Origin of the sequence: Plesiocystis pacifica SIR-1, from assembly GCF_000170895.1 — a bacterium.
Lineage (GTDB): Bacteria > Myxococcota_A > Polyangia > Nannocystales > Nannocystaceae > Plesiocystis > Plesiocystis pacifica.
This window is the reverse complement of record NZ_ABCS01000088.1, coordinates 16,269-39,561: the sequence shown is the minus strand read 5'-3', so window position 1 is coordinate 39,561 and position 23,293 is coordinate 16,269. Positions and strand designations below refer to the sequence as shown.

Below are 23,293 nucleotides of genomic sequence, written 5' to 3'. Positions count from 1 at the left end.
GGATGACCCCCGCCTCACTTGGGCGCGATGACGTCTTGCTCGACGACCCGAACCCCAGTCGGGGTATCGACCGAGGGGTCCTTCTCGAGGGTGACGATGATCTGCATCTCGTCGTCGGAGAAGGTCGCGCTCAGGCTGCCCGCGCGCTTTTTGGCCTTGTACTCGAGCACGCCGAGCTTGTGGGGGTCTTTGCCGGCGGACGCGACCCACACGACGTAGGCGCGCATCGAGCCGTCGATGCGCTCGGGCGGGGCGAGGTGCTCGACGGTGAGCTCGATGGTGCCGTTGCCGGTCTTTTTGTCGACCTTGAGGACGACCTCACCCTGGCCGGCGTGGGCGGGAGATTTGGTGTCGAACTTGTAGCTCTGCTTGTTGCAGCCAGCTGCGGCGAGGAGCACGAGAGAGGTGGCGATGGGGAGGAGGGCTCGCATGGCCGCGGGACCATAGCAGCGGTTGGGGCGGCGTCCATCGTGCAAACGCCAGAGCTCGAGATGGTTGTCGCGGCGTGACCATTTGGGGCGCCAGGCCGCGCTCGCGGTGGGTCCATCTGACACGCTGCGAGCGGTCTCGAACCCCCAGAGAGTTTGCGCGTTCCTTCGAATTGATCTGGGCCTGGGCGTAAGGACAAAAGCCGCTTATGGTGATCCCATCGGTCGAGGATTGACCGATTCACATCCAAGGAGGACAGCATGGACATCGGAGTATTGTCGGTCGCCTTTGCGGTGCCCGAGCAGCGACGTCGCAACGATTATTGGCTCGAGCACCACCCGGAGCTCGTCGCCCACGCCGAACAGCAGGCCCTGGCCAAGGTCTGGAAGCGGCGCGAGGCAGCCACGCCAAACACCTTTGATCGCGCGATGGAGCCCTACCTCGCCGATCCTTTCCGCGGGGCCGTCGAGCGGCGGATCCTCGCGGACGGTCAGCTCGGATCGCAGCTCGAGGTCGAGGCGGGCAGGCGAGCCCTCGACGCCGCCCGGTTCACGGCCAGCGAGGTCGACCTGCTGTTGGTCTCGTCGTTCTTGCCCGACAACTACGGGCCCGGGAACGCCGCCTACGTGGTCCGCGACCTGGGCCTGCGCTGCCCCGGCATCAACGTCGAGTCGGCCTGCTCGAGCACGCTGGTGTCGATGAACATGGCGATCGGGCTGATCGAGGCCGGCCGCTACCGCAACGCGCTGATCGTCGCGTCCTGCTCCTACTCGCGCATGGCCCCGCCGGAGGACACGCTGTCGTGGTTCCTGGGCGACGGGGCGGGGGCGCTCTTGGTCGGTCCCATGCCAGGTGGGGCGGCGCAGAGCCAGCCCCAGGCCGAGGCGAAGCCCCTGGGCTTCCTCGCCGAGCACACCATCCACACCGCCCAGACCTGCGGGACCTTCCGCCTCGACATGGTCGTGGACCCCGAGCTCGGCCCCGTGCCGCGGATGCGCGCGAGCAAGGACACCGCGCGGATCATCAACGAGATCGGCGAGCCGGCCATGCGCGAGTGCTGCGACGGCGCCCTCGAAAAGGCCGGCCTGAGCATCGACGAGGTCGACTGCCTCGTGGTCAACACGCCCACGGCCTGGTACGCGGACTTCGCCGCCGACGTCCTCGGCGTCCCGCGGACCAAGACCATCTCGACCTACGAGCGCTTCGCCAACACCGGCACGGCGCTGCTGCCCATGAACCTGCACGCGGCCGCGGCGGCCGGGAAGCTGCGGCCGGGCGACGTGGTCTTGATGTACGCGGTCGGCTCGGTGTCGACCGCCTCGGCGACGGTGATGCGCTGGGGCGAGGCGGCGCTCTGGCGAGGTTTTACACAGGGGGGGGGGGGCACTCTCTTCCCCCCCGAACCCTCCACGCATGTAGGCCATTGCGCCGAGCGCCCCTTCGACCTGCTGTGGATTGATCCAGTGGTTCGTCGAGCACAGCCCGAGCACGCGGGTGGTCGTGTGCACCGGCTACTCCGACGACGTGCTGGTGGACCGCGAGGTGGCCCGCCGCCCTTTGGGTCGCCGACATGACGTGATCGTAGCCAAGGGTCCCGTCGAGCCAGGAAAAGATCGCTGCCTTCGGAGTACCCTCGCGCCATGTCCCGCGTTCCCTCTCTGCGCACGTCCGTCCTCTCGCCGCTCTCGCTGTGTCTCGCGCTCTCGGTGGCTTGCGCAGACGACGGAGGCGGGGAGGGGACGGGCCCCGCGACGGAGGACGAGGTCGGAGCGGACACGGACTCGAGCTCCGGAACGGGTTCGGGGGAGAGCACGGAGTCCGAGTCGACGGAGAGCGAGTCGAGCGAGTCGAGCGAGTCGAGCACGGAGTCGGACTCGACGGAGACCGAGACCGACACCGGCTCCGCCGAGCCCTGGCTCGAGGCTTGCCCCGAGGTCGACGGCTCCGCGGTCGTCGGCTCCCTCGCCGACCCGGCCATCGACGAGGCCTCGGGCCTGGTGCGCAGCTCCGTCCACGACCTGCTGTGGGCCCACAACGACTCGGGCGACAGCGCGCGGGTGTTCGCCGTGGGCCTCGAGGGTCAGGCCCTCGCGACCATCGAGCTCGTCGGCGCGCCGGCGGTCGACTGGGAAGACATGGCCCTGGGCCCGAAGGTCGAGGCGCCCGAGACCGGCGACTGGCTCTACCTCGGGGACATCGGCGACAACGCCGAGGCCCGGCCGTCCATCGCCGTGCTGCGCATGGCCGAGCCCGCGAGCATCCGTGACCAGGGCGTCGCGGACTGGGAGCTGCTGGCGCTCACCTATCCCGACGGCCCTCACAACGCTGAGACTCTGCTCGTCGATCCGCTGTCCGGCGATCTCTTCATCGTGACCAAGGGCGAGCAGACCAAGCTCTACGGCCTCCCGGCGCCGCTGGCGTCGGGCGAGCTCGTCGCCCTGGCCGATCCCAACTTCCCCAGCGCCATCGCCACGGCCGGCGACATCTCGGCCAACGGCGACGCCATCGTCGTTCGCGGCTACGCCCAGGCCTTTTTGTGGCTGCGACCCATGGACGCCTCCGTCGAGGAGGCGATGCTCGGCGAGCCCTGCTCCATCCCGCTGGCCGCAGAGCAACAGGGCGAATGTGTGGCCTTGGTGGGTCTGGGGCTCGGCGTCGACGGTGAGCGTGGTTACTACACGGTCAGTGAAGGGACCGGCTCGCCCCTGTCCTGGTACGCGTTCGGCGGCTGAGTCGTGGACGTGGGGCAGGGAGGGCGTGGCGTCGTCCGCGACGGCGAAATGGGACACAGGGTTGGCCAAACTCGTTTTGGCCGACCCGCTGAGTCCAAGGCCTTCGCGGGGCGAAACTCGAGCCCCACCTGTCCGCGAGCCTTCGGTATGATGGTTGCGTGGATGGATCGCTCGCTCGCTTGCCCATGCCCGTGGACCACGGGGCGGTGGCGCTGCGCTTGGCCGAGCTCGGGATTCGTCGACGGACCTTCGCCCTGCAAATCAGCGTGCTCGGAGGCTGGGGCCTCGGCACCGTGGGCCTGGCCGCGCTCTTGGCCGGCATGACCCCGACCTCGGGCCTGCAGCACCCGCTCCTCGACCTGACCATGTACGCCGCCATGGTCATGACCGCGCTCGCGCCGGTGGGTATCTGGGCCGGCCGCGCCATCAAAGAGCGGGACTCGGCCGCGCGCATGGCCTTGGTCGAGAGCCCCGAAGACGCCGAGCTCGATCACCTGCGTGCCCCCGTGGCGGCCCTCGTCGCCGACGCGCGCTTGGTGTGCAGCGCCATCGAGGGCCGGGAGTTCGACGCCGAGGTGGCGCTGCGGGCCGCGTGGGAGTGGTTGCAGCGCTTCGACGACCTGCCCAAGGTCGAGCGGCGCCGCCTCGAAGACCTCGGCGTGGGGGTCGTGGGCATCGCCGAGACCCTGCGCTGGACCATCGGCGAGGTCGAGGCCGAGGACACCCGCGCCGCCGAGCTCCCCGTCAGCACCGCCTCCTCCTCGGCCCTGGACCTCGCCCGCGCCCAGCTCCAGCGCCGCGACGTCGAGGGCGAGCGGCGCGAGCGGGGCCTGGCGCTGATGGCCGAGCAGCTGCGGAGCTTCGAGCGCCAGGTGCTGGCCGCGGCCCGCGGGCCGTATCGCTAGCCCGACTGCTGGCTAGGCACAGCTCGCCGCGCTCGCCAATTTTTTGGCGGCCGATCGGGCCTCGATTAGCGTGCTCCGCGATGGAGACCCTCAGCACCGAAGCCCCCCAGCTGCGCACCGACGCCCGCCACGTCATCGGCAGCTTCGTCGCCCCGGGCACCCAGGCCGGTGTCATGGAGGGCTTCATGGTCGTCGACCTGTCGCGCAGCGGCATGTCCTTGCTGCGCGTCGGGGCCAAGAAGCTCGACCGCGACAGCAGCGGAGACAAGCGCGGCCGCGGCCTCGACCATCGCTTCTCGTGGCTCGCCGTCCCGCTGCCCGAGCGCGGCGAGACCCTGTGCGCCCTCGCGGAGGTCGTCCACCGGCGCCGCTACGGGCCCCTCGAGTGGGTCGGCGTCCGCTTCGAGCACATGTCCGCGAAGGACCGGGCGACCCTCGACGAGTACCTGGCCGAGCGGGACACCTTGAGCTTCGGCGCGAACTCGATCCCCGCTTGGGAGTACTGAGCCGGCCGGTCTGCCAAAGGGCGCCCTGGGTGGGGCGTCCTTTTTGTTAGTCCAGCTCGCAGCGCGCGGCCCAGTGCGGGTGCACGCCGTCCACGGCCAAGAGCAGCACCCGGACCTCCCGGGGCTCTTCGATCTGCGCCCAGCGGGCGTCCTCGAACTCGGCCAGCGGGCGCAGCACGAACACCTTCGAGAGCGCCGCGGCGATGTGGTCGGGGAGCACGAAGGCGTCCGGGCGGCGCCGGGCGATCACGCAGGCCTTGTCGGCGTCGCCGTCGGCGTGGGCGACCTCGGCGTCGTTGAGCCCGATGATGTCGACGATGGTCATCGTCCGCGGCGTCCGGTAGCGCGCCGCGCCGGCCCCCTCCACGGCGATCACCGCGTCCGCGGGGAACTGCTCCCGGAGCTGCTGTGCCGGATCCCCGTGGAGCAGGGCGACCCCGCGCTCTTGGGCGCGCTGGAGCGCCCGGACCTCGGTCACCTGTAGACCCGTGAACACGGCGACCGGCAAGAGCAGGGCGACGACCAGGAGCTTGTGGGTCCGCGCCACGCCCAGGGCGATGAGCACCGGGGGGAGGGCGGCGAAGATCGCAAAGTAGCGGCTCTGGTAGAAGAGAATGCCCGGGTCGAGGGGGCGGCTCGCGGCGGTGGCGACGAGCCCGGCCGCCCAGGCGAGCAGCAGCGCGAGGAGCTGCCAGTGCCGGGTGAGCGCTCCGCTGGTCGGGGCTTCGGCGGGCTCGCCCTGACCCTCGGCGTCGCGCTCGAGCACGCCCCGGCCGCTCAGATCCGTCCACAGGGCCGCGGCGATCAGGGCCATGCCGCCGCCGAGGCCGATGACCCACGGCTGCCAGGGCAGGACCTGGGCGCCGAGGTAGTCCAGCCCGCCGCCGAGGCTCGCGTCGCCGAGGTCGGCCTTGACGTAGGCGGTGTTCGGCCATGGGTACCCACTCACCGCCTGGCAGTAGAAGATCCACGCCAACATCGCCGCGCCAGCTCCGAGGGCGGGGCTCAGCGCGAGGGCTCGCCGGCGCCAGGGCGAAGCGTCGGCGCCCTCTGAGGTCGAGGCCGAGGGCGGCTGGGGGAGGACCGCGCTCAGGGCCGCGAAGGTGCCCAGAAAGAACAGGGCCTCGGGGCGGGCGAGCTGGGCGAGGAAGGCCAAGATCGCCGCGAGCAGCCACTGCTCGCGCACGCTGGCGAGCACCGTCGCCAGCAGCAGCGTCGCCGTCAGCCCGATCTCCATGCCCGAGCCCGCGCTCTGCAGCAAGGTCGGCGCCGTGGCGGCGAGGATGCCAGCCAACAGCGCGATCGACAGCACGGGCACCGGCCGCTCGAGGGTCGCGCGGCGGCGGGCGAGCTCGAGGGCGAGGGCGCTGCTCAGCCCCGCGACGCAGCCGTGCAGCAGCGCGCCGAGCAGCTTGACCGAGACCACGGGGTCGGGCTCCGTGGGCCACGCGGCGAGCAGCACGACCCACAGCGGGCTCGAAAAGCCCGTCTCCCAGTCCCCCGGGTTGTAGGACAGGCCGTCGCCCAGGCGCAGGCTCTTGGCGTAGGCGAGGTGGATCCACGCGTCGTCGACGCAAAAGTCGCCCGGGCCCGCGTCGGGGACGAACAGGTAGACGAGGGCGAGCAGCAGGCCGATCACCGCGCAGGCCCGCGGCGCCCAGACCTCTCGGGCCTCGGGCTCGCGCTCGGGCGGCGTGGTCTCGGAGTCGTGCATGGGGCTGGGCGTCCTAGGCGTCCGCGCTCGGTCGGACCTCGAGCACCACCTTGCCAAATTGTTCGCGCCGATCGAGGTAGCGGTGGGCCGCGGCGGCTTCGGCCAGGGGGAACACGCGGTCGACCACCGGCGACATGGCCCCGGCCTCGATGAGCGCGGCGATGCGGAACAAGCTGGCCTTCGAGCCCATGGTCGAGCCGAGGATCTGGATCTGGCGGAAGAAGACCTGGCGCAGATCCGTGTCCGCGTCCCAGCCCGAGGACGCGCCGCAGGTCACCACCCGGCCGCCCCGGCGACACAGCTTGATGCTGTGTTTCCACGTGGCTTTGCCGACGTGCTCGAACACGACGTCGACGCCGCGCCGGCCCACGCCCGGGAGCGCGCGGACTTGCTTGGGCCAGTCCTCGTCGCTGGTCCGTACGATCGCGTCGGCGCCGAGGGCTTCGGCCTTGGCTAGCTTGGCGTCGGTGCTGGCGAGGGCGATCACGCGCGCCCCGGAGTGCTTGGCGATCTGCAGCCCCGCCGAGCCGACCCCGCTGCCGGCTGCGTGGATCAGCACGGTCTCGCCAGGCTGGACCTGGGCCAGGGTCACGAGCATCTGCCAGGCGGTCAGGAAGGTCAGGGGGAAGGCCGCGGCCTCGACCATGGACAGGCGCGCGGGTTTGTCCACGAGGTTGGCGACGGGTACGCAGATCTGCTCCGCGTAGCCGCCCGTCGTGTTCTCGCCGAGGATCCGGTAGTGCGGGCACAGGTTGTCCCAGCCGGACAGGCAGGCCTCGCAGCGCCCGCAGCTGACTCCCGGATTGGCCACGACCTCGCGCCCAATCAGGCTTTCGTCGACGCCCGGTCCCACGCGGCGGACGATCCCGGCGATGTCCGAACCGAGGACGTGGGGGTAGCTCAGGCGCAGGTTGGGGAGCCCGCCACGCACCCAGATGTCGAGGCGATTGAGGGCGCAGGCGTGGACGTCGAGGACGACCTGGCCCGGACCTGGCGTGGGATCGGCGACGGTCTCGAGGCGCAGGACTTCGGGGCCGCCGTGTTCGTCGAGGATGATCGCCAGCATGTGCCGCGCGAGCCTAGCAAGCTGGCCTAGTTTCCATGTGGATGAGACAGGGGAATGGCCGGGAAGAGGCGCGGAGACGCTCTTGAGCACGAAATTGCGACTCGCGCAGAGGAGCGACGCGCGATTTAAAACCGGCCCGAACTGGACCGGATGCTCTTGTCAGCCTGGGTCTTTGCCTGCATGCTCTGTGGGTGGTCGCCCCGCCGTGGGTGGGGCGGTCGCGGGCTCGGTTGAGCCACCTTGCTGCTGCCCGAGGCGGAATCGGGCGCCCAGTCCAGTTTTGATGCGAGCGCGACCCTGCCACGCGGGGTCAGGACGCCAGCCAGGCATTGGACGCAGCTCTCGACGAAGAGGACTGGGGGAGCCGGGTGAGCAGCAGGGACCGCGACTTCGAGCGCTACGTGGCGCACGTGTCGAGCTTCGAGGAGATCGACGGGGAGCGCGAGCGAGAGCTCGCCCGCGCCTACCACGAGGGTGATCGCCTCGCCGGTCAGCGGCTCATCGAGGCGCACCTGCGCGACGTCGTTGCGATCGCGCGGGGGTATCGAAACTACGGCCACCCCATGGCCGAGCTGGTCGCCGAGGGCAACGTCGGCCTCGTCCGCGCGCTCGAGAGCTTCGACCCCGAGCGCGGCCTGCGGTTCATGACCTACGGACGCTACTGGGTGCGGGCGCGGATCCTCGCCCACGTGCAGCGCAGCTGGAGCCTGGTCCGGGTGGGCTCGAGCTCCGCGCATACGCGGCTGTTCTACGGGCTGCACCGGGCCCGCGGGCGCTTCCAGGCCACCGCGGGCGAGCGCGACGGCGCGGCCGAGCGGGCCGCCCTCGCCGAGTATTTTGGGTGCTCCGAGGCCCACGTCGAGGCCATGGCCGCGCGCATCGACGGCCGCGACCTGTCCCTCGATCACCCCTCGAGCGCGGCGCTGGTGTCCGAGTCGACCGTCGAGGCGACGATCTTCGAGCGCGAGGTCGGCGAGCTGGTCCGCGAGCGCATCGCCGCCGTCATCCGCGAGCTCGACCCCCGCGAGCGCGTCATCCTCCGCCGCCGCCTGCTCGACGAGAGCGGCTCGCCGCCGAGCCTGGTCGAGGTCGGGCGCGAGCTGGGCCTGTCGCGGGAGCGGACCCGACAGCTCGAGCAGCGGGTCAAGACCAAGCTCCGCCGCCGCCTCCACGACGTCGTCGGCGAGCTGCTGCCCAACTACGGTCGGCGTCGGGGCAGCCGCGCGCGCCCGCAGCCGCGCTGACGGCTGCGGCGACTACTCCTTGGGCAGGGTGCCGAACACCCAGTCCCACAGCGGCGTGGACACGCCGAAGTAGAGGTCGTGGTCCTTGAAGTGGTGCAGCATGTGGTGCTTGCGCAGCTTCTTGCCCCACGGGGTCCGGGCCTTGCCCACGTGGGTCCACCAGTGGGTCATGTCGTACCAGAGGTAGCCGATCGCGAAGCCGGCGAAGGCCGGCAGCGCCATGTCGCGGCCGAGCAGGGCCCAGGCGAGCAGCCAAAAGAGCACGGCCGGCACGGCGCTCGCGCCCGGGGGCATGACCATCCGGTACTTGTCGTTGGGGTAGACGTGGTGGATGCCGTGCAGGAAGTAGTGGAGCTTCGGCATGCGCTCGAAGTGGAACACGATGCGGTGCAGCCAGTACTCGGCCAGGGTCCACACGAAGATGCCGGCGAGGGTCAGGCCCACGGTCGCGGCCACACCCAGCTCGGTCGTGGTCGCGGTCCGGTAGAACAGCCAGCCCACGACGGGCGCGTAGATGATGAGCGGGATGCTGCCGTGGCAGCGCGAGAAGGCCTCGAGAAAATCGTTGTCGAACTGTCGACCTGCGCCCTTGCGGTTGATGGTGTAGCCGCCGGGGTAGTCGCTGAGATCTGGGCTCGGTGCGCTCATCGCCGTCCTCGAAGTCGTCGCACAACAGCATCGAACGGCGGCGGGCGCAAGTCGAGTCGCCTTTTTGCGCGCGCGGGCGGGTCCGGGTCGCCGTGCTAGGTTGAACGCGCTTGCTCACGGTCCTCGATGTCGACAACCAGCGCGCGCGAGATCCTGCGCACGCGCACCGGGTGGCGTACATGGCGGCTCAGCCCGAGTCGGAGCTGCGCTATGTGGTCCTCGAAGCGGACGCGCAGTCCTGGGCCCAGGCGCGGGGAGCCGCGCGCATCGAGCACGTGGCGGCGCCCGATCCCGCACAGCTCGCCGAGCAGTGGTCGGCGCGGCTGGAGGCTGCCGCGCCCCAGCGCCTGCGTTCGAGTCGGGCGTGGTCCGAGCTGAAGTCGCGCCTTGGCCCGCGCCTGCTCGCCGGGGACTCGGCGCGGGTGCTCGTCTCCCCGCGCCAGGTCCTCGAGCTCGTCCAGCTCTATCGGCCGGAGGTGATCGTGTGCGGCTCGCCGCTGCTCATGCCGGCGTGGGTCCAGCTGGCGAGCCTGCGCCTGGAGCCCAGGCCGGCGCTGGTCGGGCGGGCGGCCGGGGTCGAGGCCCCCGCGTGGCTGGGCAAGCTGCGCTGGACCGAGGCGCTCACGGAGCTCGCCGAGCAGGGGGCCCAGCAGTGGACGGCGCAGATGCTCCAGCGCTTCGACGGGGTGCTCGTCGCGGACGAGGCCGTTGCGAGCGCCCTGCGCCAGCGCGGCGTCGAGCGCTTACTCGCGGTTCCTGCCGTGGAACTCCCGCGCGATGAAGCCGGGGCCGGCGAGCGTGAGCGGGCCGTCGTGCTCGCGAGGGAGGCGGAGCCCGGGACGCTCCCCGGCGCGCGGCGCTTCGCGGCGGAGCTGGCCTGGCTGCGCGCGCTCGCCGAGCTGCGTCGCCGAGGCGAGCGCCTCGCTCCAGGCCTCCACGAGGCGCCCGAGACCGCGAGCCGCGATCACTGATCGGCCTCGCGTTACCCTCCCGGGCATGACCTTCCCTTCGCCCCGACGCCTCCTCGTCCCCCTCTCGCTCTCGGCCCTGATCGCGGGCTTTGGACCGCTGGCTTGCTCGGACGACGGGGGCGGGGACGACGAGGTCGGCGAGGACACGGACATCGGCGGCGGCGAGGCCGAGGACGGGACCGAGGACGCCGAAGAGACCAGCGAGACCGAAACCGAGACCGGCGGCCCCGACCGCGACGAGCTCATCGCCGAGCTCGAGGCCCTCGGGCCCCACGAGGTCGGCTACCGCGAGCTCGAGTTCACCTACACGGGCGCCGACGGCAGCGAGCGGATCATCCCCACGCGGGTCTGGTACCCGGCCGAGGCGGGCTCGGGGGCGGATCCAGCCACCTACGCCGTCGCGGGCATCGTCGAGATCCCGACCGAGGTCGCCCTCGACGCGCCGCCCGTCGCTGCGGGCAGCTTCCCGACCGTCGTCTACAGCCACGGCTCGGGCGGGGAGGCGCTCTTGGCCTATCCCTTCGCCGAGCGCTTCGCGTCCCACGGCTGGATCGTCTACTCGGCCAACCACGTCGGGAACACGGCCCTCGACGCCCTCGGGGGCACCTCGCAGTCCTTCATCGAGATGATGGTCCACCGGCCCTCGGACGTCTCGGCCATGCTCGACGAGGCCGACGGAGGCTTTGGCGGCGACCCCATCGGAGCGGCGGCGGACCTCGACAACGTGTTCGTGTTTGGCCACAGCTTCGGCGGCTACACGACCTTCGCCCTCGGAGGGGTGGCGGTCGACTACGACAACCTGCTCAGCGCCTGCTCGCCGAGCGACTGCGCCTTCCTCGAAGAGCCCGGGGTCGCCGACGCCGTGGCGGGCCTGGCCGACGCGCGCGTCGACGCCATCTCGCCCCAGGCCCCGGCGCTCTACAGCTCCTTCGACACGCCGACCTACGGGACCCTCGAGGTCCCGACCCTGCTCCAGAGCGGCAAGCTCGACCTGACCACCCCCGACGGGACCGAGGCCCAGCCGGCCTGGGACGCCCTCGCCAACCCCGACGACGTGTGGGTCGACATGCCCTTTGGCGCCCACTACTCGTTCATCACGATCTGCCACGACCTCGACCCCGAGCTCGTCGCCCTGTTCCAGCCCAACAACGAGGCCGACGGCTGCGGCGACGAGTTCACGCCCACCGAGGAGGCCGTGCCCGTGCTCGGGACCTACCTGATGGCCTACGCTCGAGCCCACGTCCTCGGGGACACGGACTTCACGTTGATCTTCGACGGCGAGCCGCTGCACCCCGAATTCGACGTGTCCATGCACTGACCTGGGCCGCGCGAAAAAGATCCTCGACTCCCAACCCAAACGCGGCGCGGCTGCGTAGGGAAGGGGGCCATGGGATCCCGCTCAGCCCGACGCCCCGTCTTTGCGACCCCGCCGATGCGGAGGGTCGAGCCATGAGCGCGCGGTCGAGTCGGGGCTTGCTGTGGCGAGCGTGGTTGCTCAGCTGCGTGGTCCTGGCCGCCCACTTGTTGGTCACGGCAGGGTCGTGAAGACCCAGCCTCGGCGACGGCGTTGACCGGGCTTCGCGCGCAGGCCTATGGTCGTCGCTCCGCGGGACCATGCCGCTTCGATTCAGCGTTCAGACCACCGCAACGGGTACGGTCTACCTGCGCGTCGACGCCGAGGGCGTCGTCGAAGAGCAGGACAGCCTCGCGCTGGTGGCTCGGCTCGAGTCCCACCGCGGCGGCAAGGTGCTGTCGGTGACGGCGTCGAACACCGAGTTTCGCCCCGCGGCCCGGCGGATCTTCCTGCAGATTGACGCCGCGGAGTTCAGCGCCATCGCGGCGGTCGTGGCGAGCCCGGTGGTGCAGGCCGCGACCAACCTGATCCTGCGCTTCAAGCGGGACTCGAGCGTGCAGGTGTTCCGCAGCCTCGACGAGGCCCTGGCCTGGCTAGACGCTCAGCCTTCGGCGAAGTAGGCCTCGAAGAAGTCCACGCGCTCGCGCCACTGCTGGATCTTCGCGCGGTGCCCCTCGCCCTCGACGAGCTGTGGCTGGGCGAGCTCGTCGAGGATGGCCCGCGCCTCGTCCCAGCGCTTGGTCTGGACCAGGGCCGAGGTCAGGCTCCAGCGAGCCGCCCGGCGCAGCTCCGGGGTCCACAGCGCGCGCTCGCCCCAGCGCCCGTCGTCGACGGCCAGGCGCAGGGGCTCGACGGCCTGCTCGGGGGCGGCGACGGCCATGAACTGGCGCCCGACGAGGTAGTGGCCGAGGGCCTCGTGGCCGGGGAGCTCGGCGATGGACTTGGCCGTCCATAGCTGGAGCATGACCGCGGCGCGGGTCTTGTCGGGGGGCACGAAGGGCCGGAAGTAGGCGGCGGCGAGGGGGGCGAGGGCGGGCTCTTCGGTGGCCCGCAGCTCGATCTGGAGCTGGCGTCGCCGGCCCTCGAGGGGCCCCTGGGTGAGGGCGAAGCGGTAGTGCTCGGCGGCGCGCTCGAGGTGGCCGGGGGCCGACGACACGAGCTCGGTGTCGCCGCGCTGCTCGGCGATGAGCGCCCGGTAGGTCGCGCTCAGCCCCTCGCGCTCGGCGAGCTCGGCGAGGGTCGCCTCGGCGGCGTCGAAGTCCTGCCACTGCGCGAACATGTCGGCGAGCTGGAGGAAGTGCCGGGGCTGGTCCGGCTCGATGCGGCACAGGGTCTGCTGGATCTCGAGGGCCTCGTCGCGCTGGTCCCGGACGCGGGCGCGGGCGGCCTGGGCCGCGAGCTCGGCGGCTCGGTGGGCGCAGGGCCGGCGGAACACCGAGTTTCGCTGGAAGCGCTGGGCCTGGGCCTCGACGTCCTGGTCGCGCAGGGGCACGGCGCGGATGAACTCGAGCCACTGCGCCTCGAGGCTGGCGATGTCTTCGCCGTAGATGGCCTCGACGTCCCCGGCGTTGTCGTAGAGCTGGCCGACCTTCTCCCACCCGCGGGTCTCGGCCAGCCACAGCACGAAGGAGCCCGAGGCCGTGTAGGCCCGGCTGGCCGCGGCGCCCCAAAAGCCCGCGCCCCACAGCGTGGTCAGGCTCGGGCGCTTGTCGAGGCGGTCGAGGACCGCGGCCTGCTCGTGGAGGCCGAGGTTGTCGAGGTGCTTGGGGGCCAGGGCCGTGGGCACGCCCTCGACGAGGGCCCCGTTGAAGCCCTGGCGGGCGGTGATCGGCAGGCCGAGGATCGGGTCGCCGAAGTCGCCCATGAACGAGTGCCCGAGCTCGTGGGGCATGACCGAGTGGGGCCAGGTCCGGCGGCTCAGGTACATCTCCTGGCGCCACGGCGGGGACACCTCGACGCGGTCGGCCCCGACCACGCGCTGGCGCAGCTTGCCGGTCTCGAAGATGTAGCTGACGACCTTGCGCTCGGGGCTGCCGCCGAGGCGAGCGGCGAGCCGGGCGTAGGCGAACTCGTGGTCGGCGGCGACCATCTCGATCTCCCGGGCGGTGGTCGTGCCGGGGGCGTAGTGGATGACGAAGTGCTCGGTCTCGACGGTCGCGCCGAGGACCTCGGCGACGCTCTCGCGGGTGGCCGTGAAGCCCCAGCTGGGCGCCTGCAGGCCGACGCTCCCGGCCAGGGCCAGGAGGACCGCGCCGACGCCCACGCGCAGCCGGGCGGGGCCGCGGCCGGGCTCGGCCTGGAGCCGGGGCAGGCGCAGGCGCCAGTCCGATCCGAGCAGGCCATGGAGCAGCAGCCACGCCCCCGCGGCCACGGCCAGGTTGTAGGCGCGGAACTGGTAGTAGCGCGCGTCGATGGGGATCGACTCGTCGTAGAGCGGCCCCGAGTACCAGCCAAAGAAGGGGTCGAAGGCGTAGACGACCGGGTCGACGTAGAGGCGGCGCAGGCCCACGAACACGCACAGGCCAAAGGGCAGCCAGGCGGCGAGGAGCTGGACGACGCGGCGGCGCTCGCCGGGCCGGCCGAGCGCCAAGGTGGCGATCACCCCGGCCGCGGTCCCGAGCAGGGCGGAGACCGCCGGGCCCAGGATGAAGTAGTGGGTCCCGCCGAGGACGTCGCAGTTGAGGGTCCACAGCTGACCGACGAACAGGATCCCGTAGCTCAGGGCGAGCAACCAGGTGAGATCGCGCAGGGCCGCGACGCTGATCGCCCACATCGTGGGCGGCGCGTCGGGCTGATCGCCCTCGGGCTGGTCGGCGTCGTCTGTGCCGGCGGGCCGGGGGGCGAAGGAGCGCCGGACCGCGTCGACCCCACCGGCGGCCGCGAGCAGGGACAGCGCGGGCGCGAGCAGGAGCGACGAGAAGTAGCCCAGGGTGCCGGCCATGGGCACGAAGCTCAGAGCCAGGACCGCGATCGCCAGGCCCACGCGGCGGCGCAGGGGGGGCGTGGACGCGACCTCGAGGGCGCCGCCGAGGACCTTGGACGCTGCCGACACGGGGCGAGTATGCCTGGCGCGGGCGAGCGGCACGAGCGGCACACTGAGTGAAGCGCGCGCCCGGGCGGGGGAGGGCGCTGGCTGGGCTGTCTCGAATGTTGCACCCGAGTGTTCCGATGGTCAGACACACGCCCGCCCGGGGCGTTATGCTGCGCCCGCGAGAGTCGAGCCATGGCCACCAAGCAAGACATCTGGAAGCAGGCGATCGCGGCCTTCGAGGACAGCGATCACGCGGCGCTCGAGTTCCACTGTCAGCGCTTTTTGGAGGTCGAACCCTACAGCTTCCTGGGCCGCATGCTCTTGGTCCAGGCCAAGCTCGCGCTCAAGCGCTTCGACGACGCCGCGGAGCTGCTCGAGGGGGCCGACCCCGAGGAGGAGCGGGCGCTGGTCCTGTGGCACCGGACGGCGGGGGACTACTACTCCGCGCGCGGCGACTACGAGGCCGCCGACGACGAGTACGCCTCGGCCCTGAGCCTGGCCGAGCGCCAGACCGCCGACCTGGTCCTCGACCTGGCCGAGGCGCGCATCAACCAGGGCCACGGCGCCCAGGCGATCCACGCCATCGACACCTACGAGGCGCACCACAAGCTCGAGGACGACGACCACGAGCTGCTGGTGTTCGCCAAGGCCCGCGCGCTGGTCAGCCTGGGGCGCTACGCCGAGGCCCTGGCCTGCGCCCGCGAGGCCCTGCAGCTCAGCTCCGTCGACTTCCCGTCGGCGCGGGAGCTCATCGGGCAGCTCGAGGCCCGCGTCGCCCTCGAGCAGGCCGCCGCCGACGGCGAAGCCGCCCAGCCCTCCGAGTGAGTCGCGGACGACCGCGATTGCCCGGTTGCTAGCCGATCGCGTCGACCAGGGTGTCGGTTAGCGCCTTGGCCAGCAAGGTCGCGCCCTCTTGGCTGAAGTGGATGCCGTCCTTCGCCCGGATCTGCACCTCGGCGCCGTCGCGTTTGATGCTCTGGGCGAAGCGCTCGCTGAGCACCCCGCGGGTCGAGACGTAGCGCGCGTCGCTGCGGGCCTCGGCGGTCTCGCGGACGATCGCGTTGATCGTCGCCATGCGCCCGTCGAGCTTGTTCGAGCGCATGTTCGGCATGCCCATCCAGATCACCCGGGCGCTGCCGCCGGGGCTGAGCTGCTCGCTCAGGGCGTCGACGCGGCGGCCGTACTCCGCGGCCCAGCCCTCCTCGTCCCAGCGGATCCACTTGGGGCTGGCGTCCTCACCCATGAACATGCTCTGGCCGTCGTTGCCGCCGAACTGGAGGATCGTCGCCGTGGGCGAGAAGCCCGAGGCGGCCTTCTCGGCGGCCGCGAACCAGTCGTAGAAGTCCGAGCGGGCCAGCCCCGAGGCGCTCCGGGCGTGGCGCTTGGTCGTGTAGCCCAGGGCGCTCAGCTCGGTCTCGAGGCGCTTGCCCAGGGCCCCGCGCATGGACGAGCCGCCGAGGATGAGCACGCGCTGCTCGCCGGCTCGGGCGACGCGGGGGAGGCCGGCGCAGGCCAGGGCGGCGGCCATGCCAAAGAGCGCGGTGCGTCGACTCAGGGCGGTGTCACGGGACATCCCGCCTAACTAAGCGCATCTGCGCCAAAGTCTCAAATTCTCGCGGGATGCGCGGCTGGTGGGCCGAAAATGCGAGGCGGAGCGGCCCCAGCCGGCCCCAGCAGGGCGCGCTCCGCTCGTTGTACCCAGTTCAGGGGGGCGGGCGTGGGTCCAACCGTCCTCAGGGACAGTCGAACACCGTGTCGAGGATGCCGACGAGGGCCTCGACGTCCTCGGTGGTCGGGGCGTCGAGGGCGAGCAGGCTCCGGTACTCGTCGAGCTCGGCGACGCCGCGCTCTTCCATCTCGCGCACCAGCACGTCGCCGGTGATCTGCACGAAGGTCCAATTCGCCTCCGTGGCCTCGCTGCACTGGTCGTCGTCCTGGGCCAGGGCGTGCTGGCGGATGACCACGGCCAGGCCGCGGTGGAGGGCCTCGTCGAGCTGCTCCCAGGCCTGGTCATAGAGGGCCTGGCCGTCCTCGGGCAGGTCCTCGTAGGTCGGGTAGTCGTCGACGGAGTAGAGGTCGCGCCAGCAGCGGACGGCCAGGATGCCGTCGAAGATGCGCTGGTGGGTGTTGGGGCTGTAGGCCTCGACGAGCTTGGCCAGGCCGAGCATCTCGCCCCCGATCTGGGCGCCGCCAGTGTAGTAAGCCCACGAGGAGTCGCAGTCCTTGCCCTTGGGGATGCAGGTGTTCGCCTCCTTGTAGGTCGAGAGGTAGACGAACCACATGAACGCGGCCTCGATCTTGGCGGCGGCGACGTTGGCGTCGCCGTTGCCTTCGATGCCGTCGATGAAGGCCTGGTTGATCATCGGGCGGAGCTTGGCCGGGCCCGCGCAGCGATCGGGGTAGGCCTCGGCGAGCGCTTCCACGGAGCACTGCTTGTCGGCGTCGACGCCCGGATCCCACTCGGCCTCGGGGACCGGGGGGTAGTGCAGGTCCTCGCGGCGATCGACGCGGGAGCCGAGGCCCTGGTCGATCTCGTAGATGCTGCGCGCCATCACGAAGTCGTCGGGGCGCGGGGCCGCGCCGGCGTTCCACAGCAGGTCGGCGATGTCCTGGAGCGCGACGACGCGGTCGATGGACCCGGGCGGGTCGGCGTAGAGCTCGTAGCTGCCCGAGTCGCTGATGCACGCGGGGTAGGGGTCGTTGTCCGGGTCGGCGGACTGGAAGTCGGAGTCGAGGGGGGCGCAGGCGCTCTCGTCGACGGCGTCCGCGGCCGGATCGCAGGGCGTCCCTCCCTCGCCGCCCTCGTCACCGACGTCGTCGTCGACGGGGTCGTCGTCGGTGATGCAGGCCGTGGCGCTCAGGGCCAGGACGGCCGCGGCGAAGGGGGCGATCAGCAGCGTTCGGGTAGCCATGGATGCCCTCGAATACCGTGGGGGGCCTTCCCCGGTGTAGACGGGACTCCCCGGGGGCCGATGGAGGGGAATCCCCCATTTCACGGTCGGGCTCGCTGCAGCTCACGCGAGCAAGCTCGCGCTAAAAGCCGAGCTCGAGGTTCAGGTTCAGGCTGCGCGTCGCCCCGTTCACGCTCGACCCGTGGTAGCGGTAGGCCGCGTCGAGCACGTTCTCGAATACGGCCGAGACGAGCACGTTGGGATCGAAGCGATAGCCCGCGCGCAGGTCCCAGACCGCGTAGCCCGGAGTGCCACCCAAAGGGATGCGCGTGTCGGACTCGTCGGCCAGGGCCAGGCGGGTCTGCGCCGTGGCCCAGCGCAGGGCGCTGCCCAGCCACACCCCCGTGCGATGGTTCCACATCAGCTCGACGCTGCCGTTGAGCGGAGGGATGCGCGACAGCGGCAGGCGGGCCCGGTAGTTCGAGGTCGTGCCGGCCTCGGGCGGCGGCACGGGGTTGGGGCCCTCGCCCCAGGTCCACGACGCGGTGGTGCGCACGGCCAGGCCCAGGGGCAGGAACACCCGGACCGAGGCGTCGACGCCCCGCAGCAGCGCCCAGCCGTCGAGGTTGACCAGCTGAAAGCGCGTCCTCGAGGCCCCGCAGCCCGTCGGGTTGACGACGCCGTCGTCGGGGCAGTCGTCGATCTCCCGCGGCGCCCGGCCGATGAGCTGACGGATGAAGGCGTGCCAGGCGAACAAGCTGGCCTCGACGCGTTCGTGGCGGACCCGGAAGCCGGTGTCGAGGGACAGGGAGCGCTCGGGCTCGAGATCGGCGTTCTCGTACTGAAAGCCGGGGCCGGTCTGCTGGCGGCTGGTCAGGTCGTCGAGGTTGGGCGCGCGGAAGCCCTGGTCGAAGTCGAGGTGCCAGCTGAGCCACTCCGTGGCCAGGACCATCAGCCCCGCGTTGCCCACGACGGCGCCCCAGGTCCGCTCGATCACCCGGGTGCCGCTGTCCTCGTCGCCGGGGGAGTCGGCGTGGACCAGGGCCGCTCGGCCGCCGGCCCGGACGCGCACCCGCGGTCCGGCCCACACGTAGGGCTCGACCCACGCGCCGGAGCTCAGGTAGCGCGAGCCGTCGACGTACTGCCCGCGGCTGAGCACGTCGGTGATCACCGGGTCGACGTCGGTGAAGCGCAGCCAGGCCAGGCTCTCGAGCTGGTCGAAGTAGAGGTCGGCCCCGTAGTCGACGCCGACGGTCGAGACCCCCGAGTCGCCGACGGACCAGCTCGCGGTCGAGGCGGTCGCGCGCAGGCCCAGGGTGTGGACGCGGTCGCGGCCGTTGCTCTCGGTCCCGCCGTCGATCTCGGGGATGCCGTTGTCGCGCAGCAGCTGGGTGCGCTCGTGCTGACGCTGGTAGGACACGGACACGCGCGCGCGCTCCATGGGCGCGGGCCCTCGCTCGCTGTCGAAGGCGAGGTAGGTGAGGGTCCGGAACTGGTCGAGGTAGCGCAGGCACTCGCTCTCCGGGGCCTCGGCCGGCGGGCACTTGTCCGTGCGCGGGGCGTCCTTTTGGCGGTAGTCGTAGTAGGCTGCGGTCAGCCGCATGCGCGGGTTGAACTGCCAGACCAGGCGCGTGTCCGCGGACAGCTCGCGAAAGCCCGTGCCCAGCTGGGTGCGCTGGTCGCTGTCGAAGCGAGGCTCTCGCCAGGGCTCGCCGGTGGCCGGAGACAGCACCGGCCCGCCGGTGCGCAGCGGCCCGACCACGCGGTAGCCCACGCCGGTGAGCAGCCCGATCTTGCCGCCCCAGCCGAGGTCGACCTGGGCCCGCGCTCCGGCCTCTCCGTCGGCCGTGCGCGCGGTCATGGCCAGGCGCGGGTGCACGACCCAGCCCGTCGGTCGCCGACCCTCGGCGGCTGCGTGCTCGCCCCCGTTGCCGTTGCCGCTGCGCCGGGGCGCGGGCCGGCCGAGGTTCGGCTCGAGCGGCGTGGTCAGCAGCGCGCCCCCGAGCGCGTCCGATCCCCAGCGCGTCGAGGCCGAGCCGCGGACCACCTCGAGGTGGGCGATGGTCCGGGAGTCGACGGTGAAGAAGTACTGGTTGGGCCCCTGGCGGAAGGTCGCGTTGTTGAGCCGGATGCCGTCAAAGGCGATCAGGGTCTGTTGCCCGGTCAGGCCGCGCACGTAGGGGGAGGCCTGGCCGTGGCCGCTTTGCTGGACGAACACGCCGGGCTCGTAGCGGAGCGCGTCGGGGGCCGAGCGGGGCAGGCGGGTCTGCATGGTCCGGCGGTCGACCGCGCTCGCGTCGCGGTAGTCGTGGACCGGGTCGACGTGCACGGTGATCTCGCGCTCGTCGGCGTCCTCGCCGTAGCCGCTGTCCTCCGCGCTGGCGCTCGATGTCGCGTCCTCCTTGGCCCCGCCGTAGCGGCTCTGCGTCGCGGGGCTCGCGTCCGACTCGGCGCCGGGGCTTGCGTTTTGGGGGGATGGTGCGGCCTGGGCGATCGACGCAGCGAAAAAAAGTGACAAGGCGGCCATGCTCGGGGTCGCTCGCTGCGACCGAATGGACATGCGCAGGAGGCGACGCGCGACTTCGTAGCATCCGCGAGTCACCGGGCCATTCTCTTGGCCGCCTCTGGACATACAAGAAGGGGATCCCCTCAATACCCGGGGATCCCCTCAGTGCGCGTCTAGCGTGGCGCTACCGCGGTTCAGGCGTGCACGGCTGGGGCAGCATGGGTCAGGCCCGACTGCAGCATGGCGAGGCTCTGGCGGACCATGCCACGCCACGACTCCTCCTCGATGCGCGTCTCCTCGCTCTTCTTGGCGTCGATGCTGTGCACGTCGACGCCGGCGCTGGCCAGGACGGCGTCGGGCAGCCCGCGCAGGACCATGGCCTCGATGAGGTGGGCGAGGGCGCGGGGGTCGAGATCCTCGCGGATCTCCCCGCGCTCCATGGCCTCGGCGATGGCGCGAGTCAGGGCGTCGAGCTCGTTTTGCCGCAGGCGCGAGTGCAGCGAGCGCAGCTCCGCGTCCGAGGTGGGCTCCATCGCCGCGGCCGCGAGCCGGGCCAGGCGAGGGTGGTCGAGCAGGAAGCCCACGGAGGCCAGGGCGCGCTGCTCGAGCTCCGCAAACAGGCCCTCACCGCGGACGTGGCTGTGGTTGTCCAGCCAGTCCCGGCGCCGGCGCTCGAGCTCCTCGACGACCAGCCACTGGTACAAGTCGAGCTTGTTCTCGAAGTACTGGTACATGCTGCCCTTGGCGATGCCGGCGCGGGCCACGATGCGGGACAGCGACGCTTGGCGATAGGGGTGCGTGGAGAACTCGTCGATGGCGAGCTCGGTGATGCGCTGACGCTTTTCGTCGGGGAGGTTCAGGAAGGTCGGCTTGGGCATGGTGCTTGGTGGTGTCGTCAAATCGCGCCTTAGCCGCGGTGCACAAAAAGGTTTGGCTCCGGTGCCGTGGATCTGCGACGGAATCGCGTGGGACTCAGCGGGGTGTTTTGCTACGGTGAGTCGATTCTCCTCCCACGCAACGAGCGCAGCTCCACCGGAACGTCAGCGGCCATCCGGGCGCATCCTGCCCCGTTTCACGGGGGCTCATGTCGGCGGAGCGAGAGGTGCTCGCTCCTGGTTAATGCACATGGTAAGGGGCCGGATGCAAGGGCCCGTCGGCCGGTGCGTGCCACTTAATGTCGATAGTCAATCGTATGGTGAGCCCACTCACCGATTCGGTGTACTCTAAAGCTGCTAAACGCTATCCATAGTTGGGGCGAATCACCCCAGGTGAGTCAGAGTACAACGACTCGACTGTGGCACGACGCCGAGCTAGCACGGCGCGCTGGTTGATGTAGCCCTTGTCGGTGATCTCGTTTGCGTCGACGGAGGGGCCTTGTGAAAGCACCAGGGCCCGGGCAAAGCGCGTACTGCTGCCAGGGTTGTCCCGGTTGTGCCCGGCTAGTGCAGCGGCGAGCGCTTCGCGCAGCGCAGGGTGAGCGAGGACGGCCTCGTCGCTCCGCTGTGCGGCCGCGGGATCGCCGGGAGCGCTGGGCTCGCTGGCTTCGACGTGGGCCCGGCACGCGGCGAGGTTGGGGAACAGCAACACGCCGAGCTCGCGCCGGTCGTGTCCGGCCACGACGCAGTCGGACACCAGCGGCTCGCAGGCGCTGATCACCGCGAGGCGCAGCTTGCCGACGTGGACCCAGGTCCCGGAGCTGAGCTTGAAGTCCTCGGCGACGCGACCATCGAAGACCAGGCCGCGCTCGGGGTGCTCGGGGTCGGCGAGCTTGCCCGCGTCGCCGATGCGATAAAAGCCGTGCTCGTCGAAGGCCTCGGCGCTCAGCTCGGGCTCGCGCCAGTAGCCGGGGAACACGTTGGGCCCGCGCACGCGCAGCTCGAGCTTGTCGCCGTTGGGGATCATCGCGATCTGCGTCCCGGGCATGGGGTTGCCGATGACCCCGGCGCGCTCGATGGGCCAGTGGACCGCGGTCGAGCACGGGGCCGTCTCCGTCGAGCCCCAGGCCGAGACCATCAGCACCGGCTCGCCGCGTCCGGTCTCGGGCGTGGTCGCCAGCTCCTCGAGGCGCGTCCACAGGTGCTGGGGCAGGGCCGCGCCCGCGTAGAAGATGAGCTGCAGCTCGGCGAACAAGTGGGCGCGCAGCTCGGGGTCCGCGTCGAGGGCCGCGACCAGCAGCTCGAAGCCGCGGGGCACGTTGAAGTAGAGGGTCGGGGCGCGCTCGCGGAGGTTGGCGAGGGTCGTCGGGAACAGGTGCGGGACCGGCTTGCCGCCGTCGATCCACAGCGTGCCCGCGTGCATCAGCACGAGGTTGAAATTGAAGTTGGCCCCGAAGGTGTGGTTCCACGGCAGCCAGTCGCACAGCACCGGCGGCTTGCCCTCGGCGGCCTGCTCGGCGAGGAAGGGCCACAGCGTCGCCAGCGAGGCCTGGTTGGAGCACAGCATGCGCTGGGTATTGATGACGCCCTTGGGCGCGCCGGTGGAGCCCGAGGTGAACAGGATCTTGGCGACGGAGTCCGGGCCGAGGGCGCCAAAGCGGGCCGCAACCTCCGGGCTCAGCGGGTGCTCGGCGAGGCTCGCAAAGGCGTGGTGGTGGCTCGGCTCGCTCGAGCTGGGGTCGAGCGCTTCGGCGTGGACGCGGGGCAGGGCGCCCAGACCCGCGGCCTCGATGGCGGCCTCGAAGGGCGCGCGCTGCTCGGTGAACACCACCGCGGGCTTCACCGAGTCCGCGATGCGCCGCAGCTTGGCGAAGTCCTTCGACATCAGCGAGTAGGCCACGGACACCGGCGCCACCGGGACGCCGACGTGCATGGCCGCGAGGCTGAGCAGCGCGTGGGCGATGGAGTTGCCCGAGAGGATCAGCAGGGGCCGCTCGGCGCTGGCGCCCAGCTCGAGCAGGGCCGAGGCCAGGCGCTCGACGGTGACCAGCGCCTCGGACCAGGTGACCTGCCGCCAGGGCGCCCCCTCGGCCGCGCCGCTGCGCTCTCCGAGGAACGCGCGATCGGGGTGGGCCTCGGCGTTGGCGGCGAGCAGACTCCCGAGGCAGCGCGGGACCCGACCCAGGGAATGGGCGCTCTCGATGAGGGTGGCGCCATCAGCGCGAATGCGAACATTGACCTTGGGTGGCGCGAGGCTCGGCCGCGTTCGCGCGATCTTTGTCCCCATGACCGTGAGGGTAACACCGAGATCTCTCCCCTGGACCTTCGATCAATGACCTCGGTCGAGGCGCAGAGTGACCTGTCCCTGAGACCGAATTTCGGTCCCTAGGCCAGTCCTTTCGGGCGTTTGTGCCCCGATCG

General features: G+C 71.3%; 19 protein-coding genes. 9 read left to right on the top strand and 10 right to left on the bottom strand.

The genetic code is table 11. The annotated features are described in order from the left end of the window. Nucleotides 1–14: 14 nt before the first annotated feature. Nucleotides 15–431 (bottom strand): anti-sigma factor, encoded by a 417-nt coding sequence (locus PPSIR1_RS31670; RefSeq protein WP_006975319.1) that lies wholly within the window; start codon nucleotides 429–431, stop codon nucleotides 15–17. A 258-nt stretch (nucleotides 432–689) separates the two neighbouring features. Here PPSIR1_RS31670 and PPSIR1_RS31665 point away from each other — a divergent pair, with 258 nt between their 5' ends. The 4 genes from PPSIR1_RS31665 to PPSIR1_RS44415 all read left to right on the top strand — a co-directional run bounded on the left by PPSIR1_RS31665 (nucleotide 690) and on the right by PPSIR1_RS44415 (nucleotide 4,572). Beyond that, complete coding sequence (locus PPSIR1_RS31665; protein ID WP_006975318.1) at nucleotides 690–2,003, top strand: 3-oxoacyl-ACP synthase III family protein; 1,314 nt, start codon at nucleotides 690–692, stop codon at nucleotides 2,001–2,003. A gap of 66 nt (nucleotides 2,004–2,069) precedes the next feature. After that, complete coding sequence (locus PPSIR1_RS31660; RefSeq protein WP_157596167.1) at nucleotides 2,070–3,161, top strand: SdiA-regulated/phytase-like domain-containing protein; 1,092 nt, start codon at nucleotides 2,070–2,072, stop codon at nucleotides 3,159–3,161. A gap of 158 nt (nucleotides 3,162–3,319) precedes the next feature. Further along, nucleotides 3,320–4,066, top strand: a complete 747-nt coding sequence (locus tag PPSIR1_RS31655) for a hypothetical protein (protein ID WP_157596166.1) — start codon at nucleotides 3,320–3,322, stop codon at nucleotides 4,064–4,066. A gap of 80 nt (nucleotides 4,067–4,146) precedes the next feature. Continuing rightward, the gene (locus PPSIR1_RS44415) at nucleotides 4,147–4,572 is read left to right on the top strand and encodes a PilZ domain-containing protein (RefSeq protein WP_006975315.1); all 426 of its coding nucleotides are present in this window, start codon (nucleotides 4,147–4,149) and stop codon (nucleotides 4,570–4,572) included. 46 nt (nucleotides 4,573–4,618) lie between these two features. Here PPSIR1_RS44415 and PPSIR1_RS31645 read toward each other — a convergent pair whose 3' ends face one another. Then, nucleotides 4,619–6,286 carry a hypothetical protein gene (locus PPSIR1_RS31645; protein ID WP_006975314.1) on the bottom strand — a complete coding sequence of 556 codons (1,668 nt, stop codon included), beginning with the start codon at nucleotides 6,284–6,286 and terminating at the stop codon, nucleotides 4,619–4,621. A 13-nt stretch (nucleotides 6,287–6,299) separates the two neighbouring features. Next, on the bottom strand, nucleotides 6,300–7,352 hold the full coding sequence (locus PPSIR1_RS31640) for a zinc-binding dehydrogenase (RefSeq protein ID WP_006975313.1): 1,053 nt from the start codon (nucleotides 7,350–7,352) through the stop codon (nucleotides 6,300–6,302). Between the two features lie 368 nt (nucleotides 7,353–7,720). On the opposite strand from PPSIR1_RS31640, the gene PPSIR1_RS31635 reads away from it, so the two are divergent. Further along, entirely contained in the window at nucleotides 7,721–8,596 is an 876-nt protein-coding gene (locus PPSIR1_RS31635) for a sigma-70 family RNA polymerase sigma factor (protein ID WP_053335466.1), read from the top strand. 12 nt (nucleotides 8,597–8,608) lie between these two features. On the opposite strand, the gene PPSIR1_RS31630 is transcribed toward PPSIR1_RS31635, so the two are convergent. Beyond that, the gene (locus PPSIR1_RS31630) at nucleotides 8,609–9,244 is read right to left on the bottom strand and encodes a sterol desaturase family protein (RefSeq protein ID WP_006975311.1); all 636 of its coding nucleotides are present in this window, start codon (nucleotides 9,242–9,244) and stop codon (nucleotides 8,609–8,611) included. Between the two features lie 110 nt (nucleotides 9,245–9,354). On the opposite strand from PPSIR1_RS31630, the gene PPSIR1_RS31625 reads away from it, so the two are divergent. From PPSIR1_RS31625 to PPSIR1_RS31615, 3 genes are all read left to right on the top strand, one after another. Continuing rightward, nucleotides 9,355–10,215 carry a hypothetical protein gene (locus tag PPSIR1_RS31625; protein ID WP_006975310.1) on the top strand — a complete coding sequence of 287 codons (861 nt, stop codon included), beginning with the start codon at nucleotides 9,355–9,357 and terminating at the stop codon, nucleotides 10,213–10,215. Nucleotides 10,216–10,240: 25 nt separating this feature from the next. Beyond that, a complete protein-coding gene (locus PPSIR1_RS31620; RefSeq protein ID WP_006975309.1) occupies nucleotides 10,241–11,533 on the top strand; it encodes an alpha/beta hydrolase family protein in 1,293 nt (430 codons plus the stop codon). Nucleotides 11,534–11,829: 296 nt separating this feature from the next. Beyond that, a complete protein-coding gene (locus PPSIR1_RS31615) occupies nucleotides 11,830–12,189 on the top strand; it encodes a DUF7793 family protein (protein ID WP_006975308.1) in 360 nt (119 codons plus the stop codon). On the opposite strand, the gene PPSIR1_RS44410 is transcribed toward PPSIR1_RS31615, so the two are convergent. Continuing rightward, nucleotides 12,171–14,621, bottom strand: a complete 2,451-nt coding sequence (locus tag PPSIR1_RS44410) for a hypothetical protein (RefSeq protein ID WP_006975307.1) — start codon at nucleotides 14,619–14,621, stop codon at nucleotides 12,171–12,173. The two genes, PPSIR1_RS31615 and PPSIR1_RS44410, sit on opposite strands and share 19 nt — an antisense overlap. Nucleotides 14,622–14,792: 171 nt before the next feature. On the opposite strand from PPSIR1_RS44410, the gene PPSIR1_RS31605 reads away from it, so the two are divergent. Beyond that, a complete protein-coding gene (locus PPSIR1_RS31605) occupies nucleotides 14,793–15,425 on the top strand; it encodes a hypothetical protein (RefSeq protein ID WP_006975306.1) in 633 nt (210 codons plus the stop codon). Nucleotides 15,426–15,453: 28 nt separating this feature from the next. Here the strand turns inward: PPSIR1_RS31605 and PPSIR1_RS31600 are convergent, their stop codons facing one another. The 5 genes from PPSIR1_RS31600 to PPSIR1_RS31580 form a co-directional block, all read right to left on the bottom strand. Further along, complete coding sequence (locus tag PPSIR1_RS31600; RefSeq protein ID WP_045117159.1) at nucleotides 15,454–16,173, bottom strand: DUF459 domain-containing protein; 720 nt, start codon at nucleotides 16,171–16,173, stop codon at nucleotides 15,454–15,456. A 160-nt stretch (nucleotides 16,174–16,333) separates the two neighbouring features. Next, nucleotides 16,334–17,512 carry a hypothetical protein gene (locus PPSIR1_RS31595; protein ID WP_006975304.1) on the bottom strand — a complete coding sequence of 393 codons (1,179 nt, stop codon included), beginning with the start codon at nucleotides 17,510–17,512 and terminating at the stop codon, nucleotides 16,334–16,336. A 121-nt stretch (nucleotides 17,513–17,633) separates the two neighbouring features. Then, nucleotides 17,634–20,009 (bottom strand): TonB-dependent receptor, encoded by a 2,376-nt coding sequence (locus PPSIR1_RS31590; protein WP_198154660.1) that lies wholly within the window; start codon nucleotides 20,007–20,009, stop codon nucleotides 17,634–17,636. 182 nt (nucleotides 20,010–20,191) lie between these two features. Continuing rightward, nucleotides 20,192–20,875: a TetR/AcrR family transcriptional regulator gene (locus PPSIR1_RS44405; protein WP_006975302.1), complete on the bottom strand. Its 684-nt coding sequence runs from the start codon at nucleotides 20,873–20,875 to the stop codon at nucleotides 20,192–20,194. A 361-nt stretch (nucleotides 20,876–21,236) separates the two neighbouring features. After that, nucleotides 21,237–23,159 (bottom strand): feruloyl-CoA synthase, encoded by a 1,923-nt coding sequence (locus tag PPSIR1_RS31580; RefSeq protein ID WP_006975301.1) that lies wholly within the window; start codon nucleotides 23,157–23,159, stop codon nucleotides 21,237–21,239. Nucleotides 23,160–23,293: the final 134 nt, after the last annotated feature.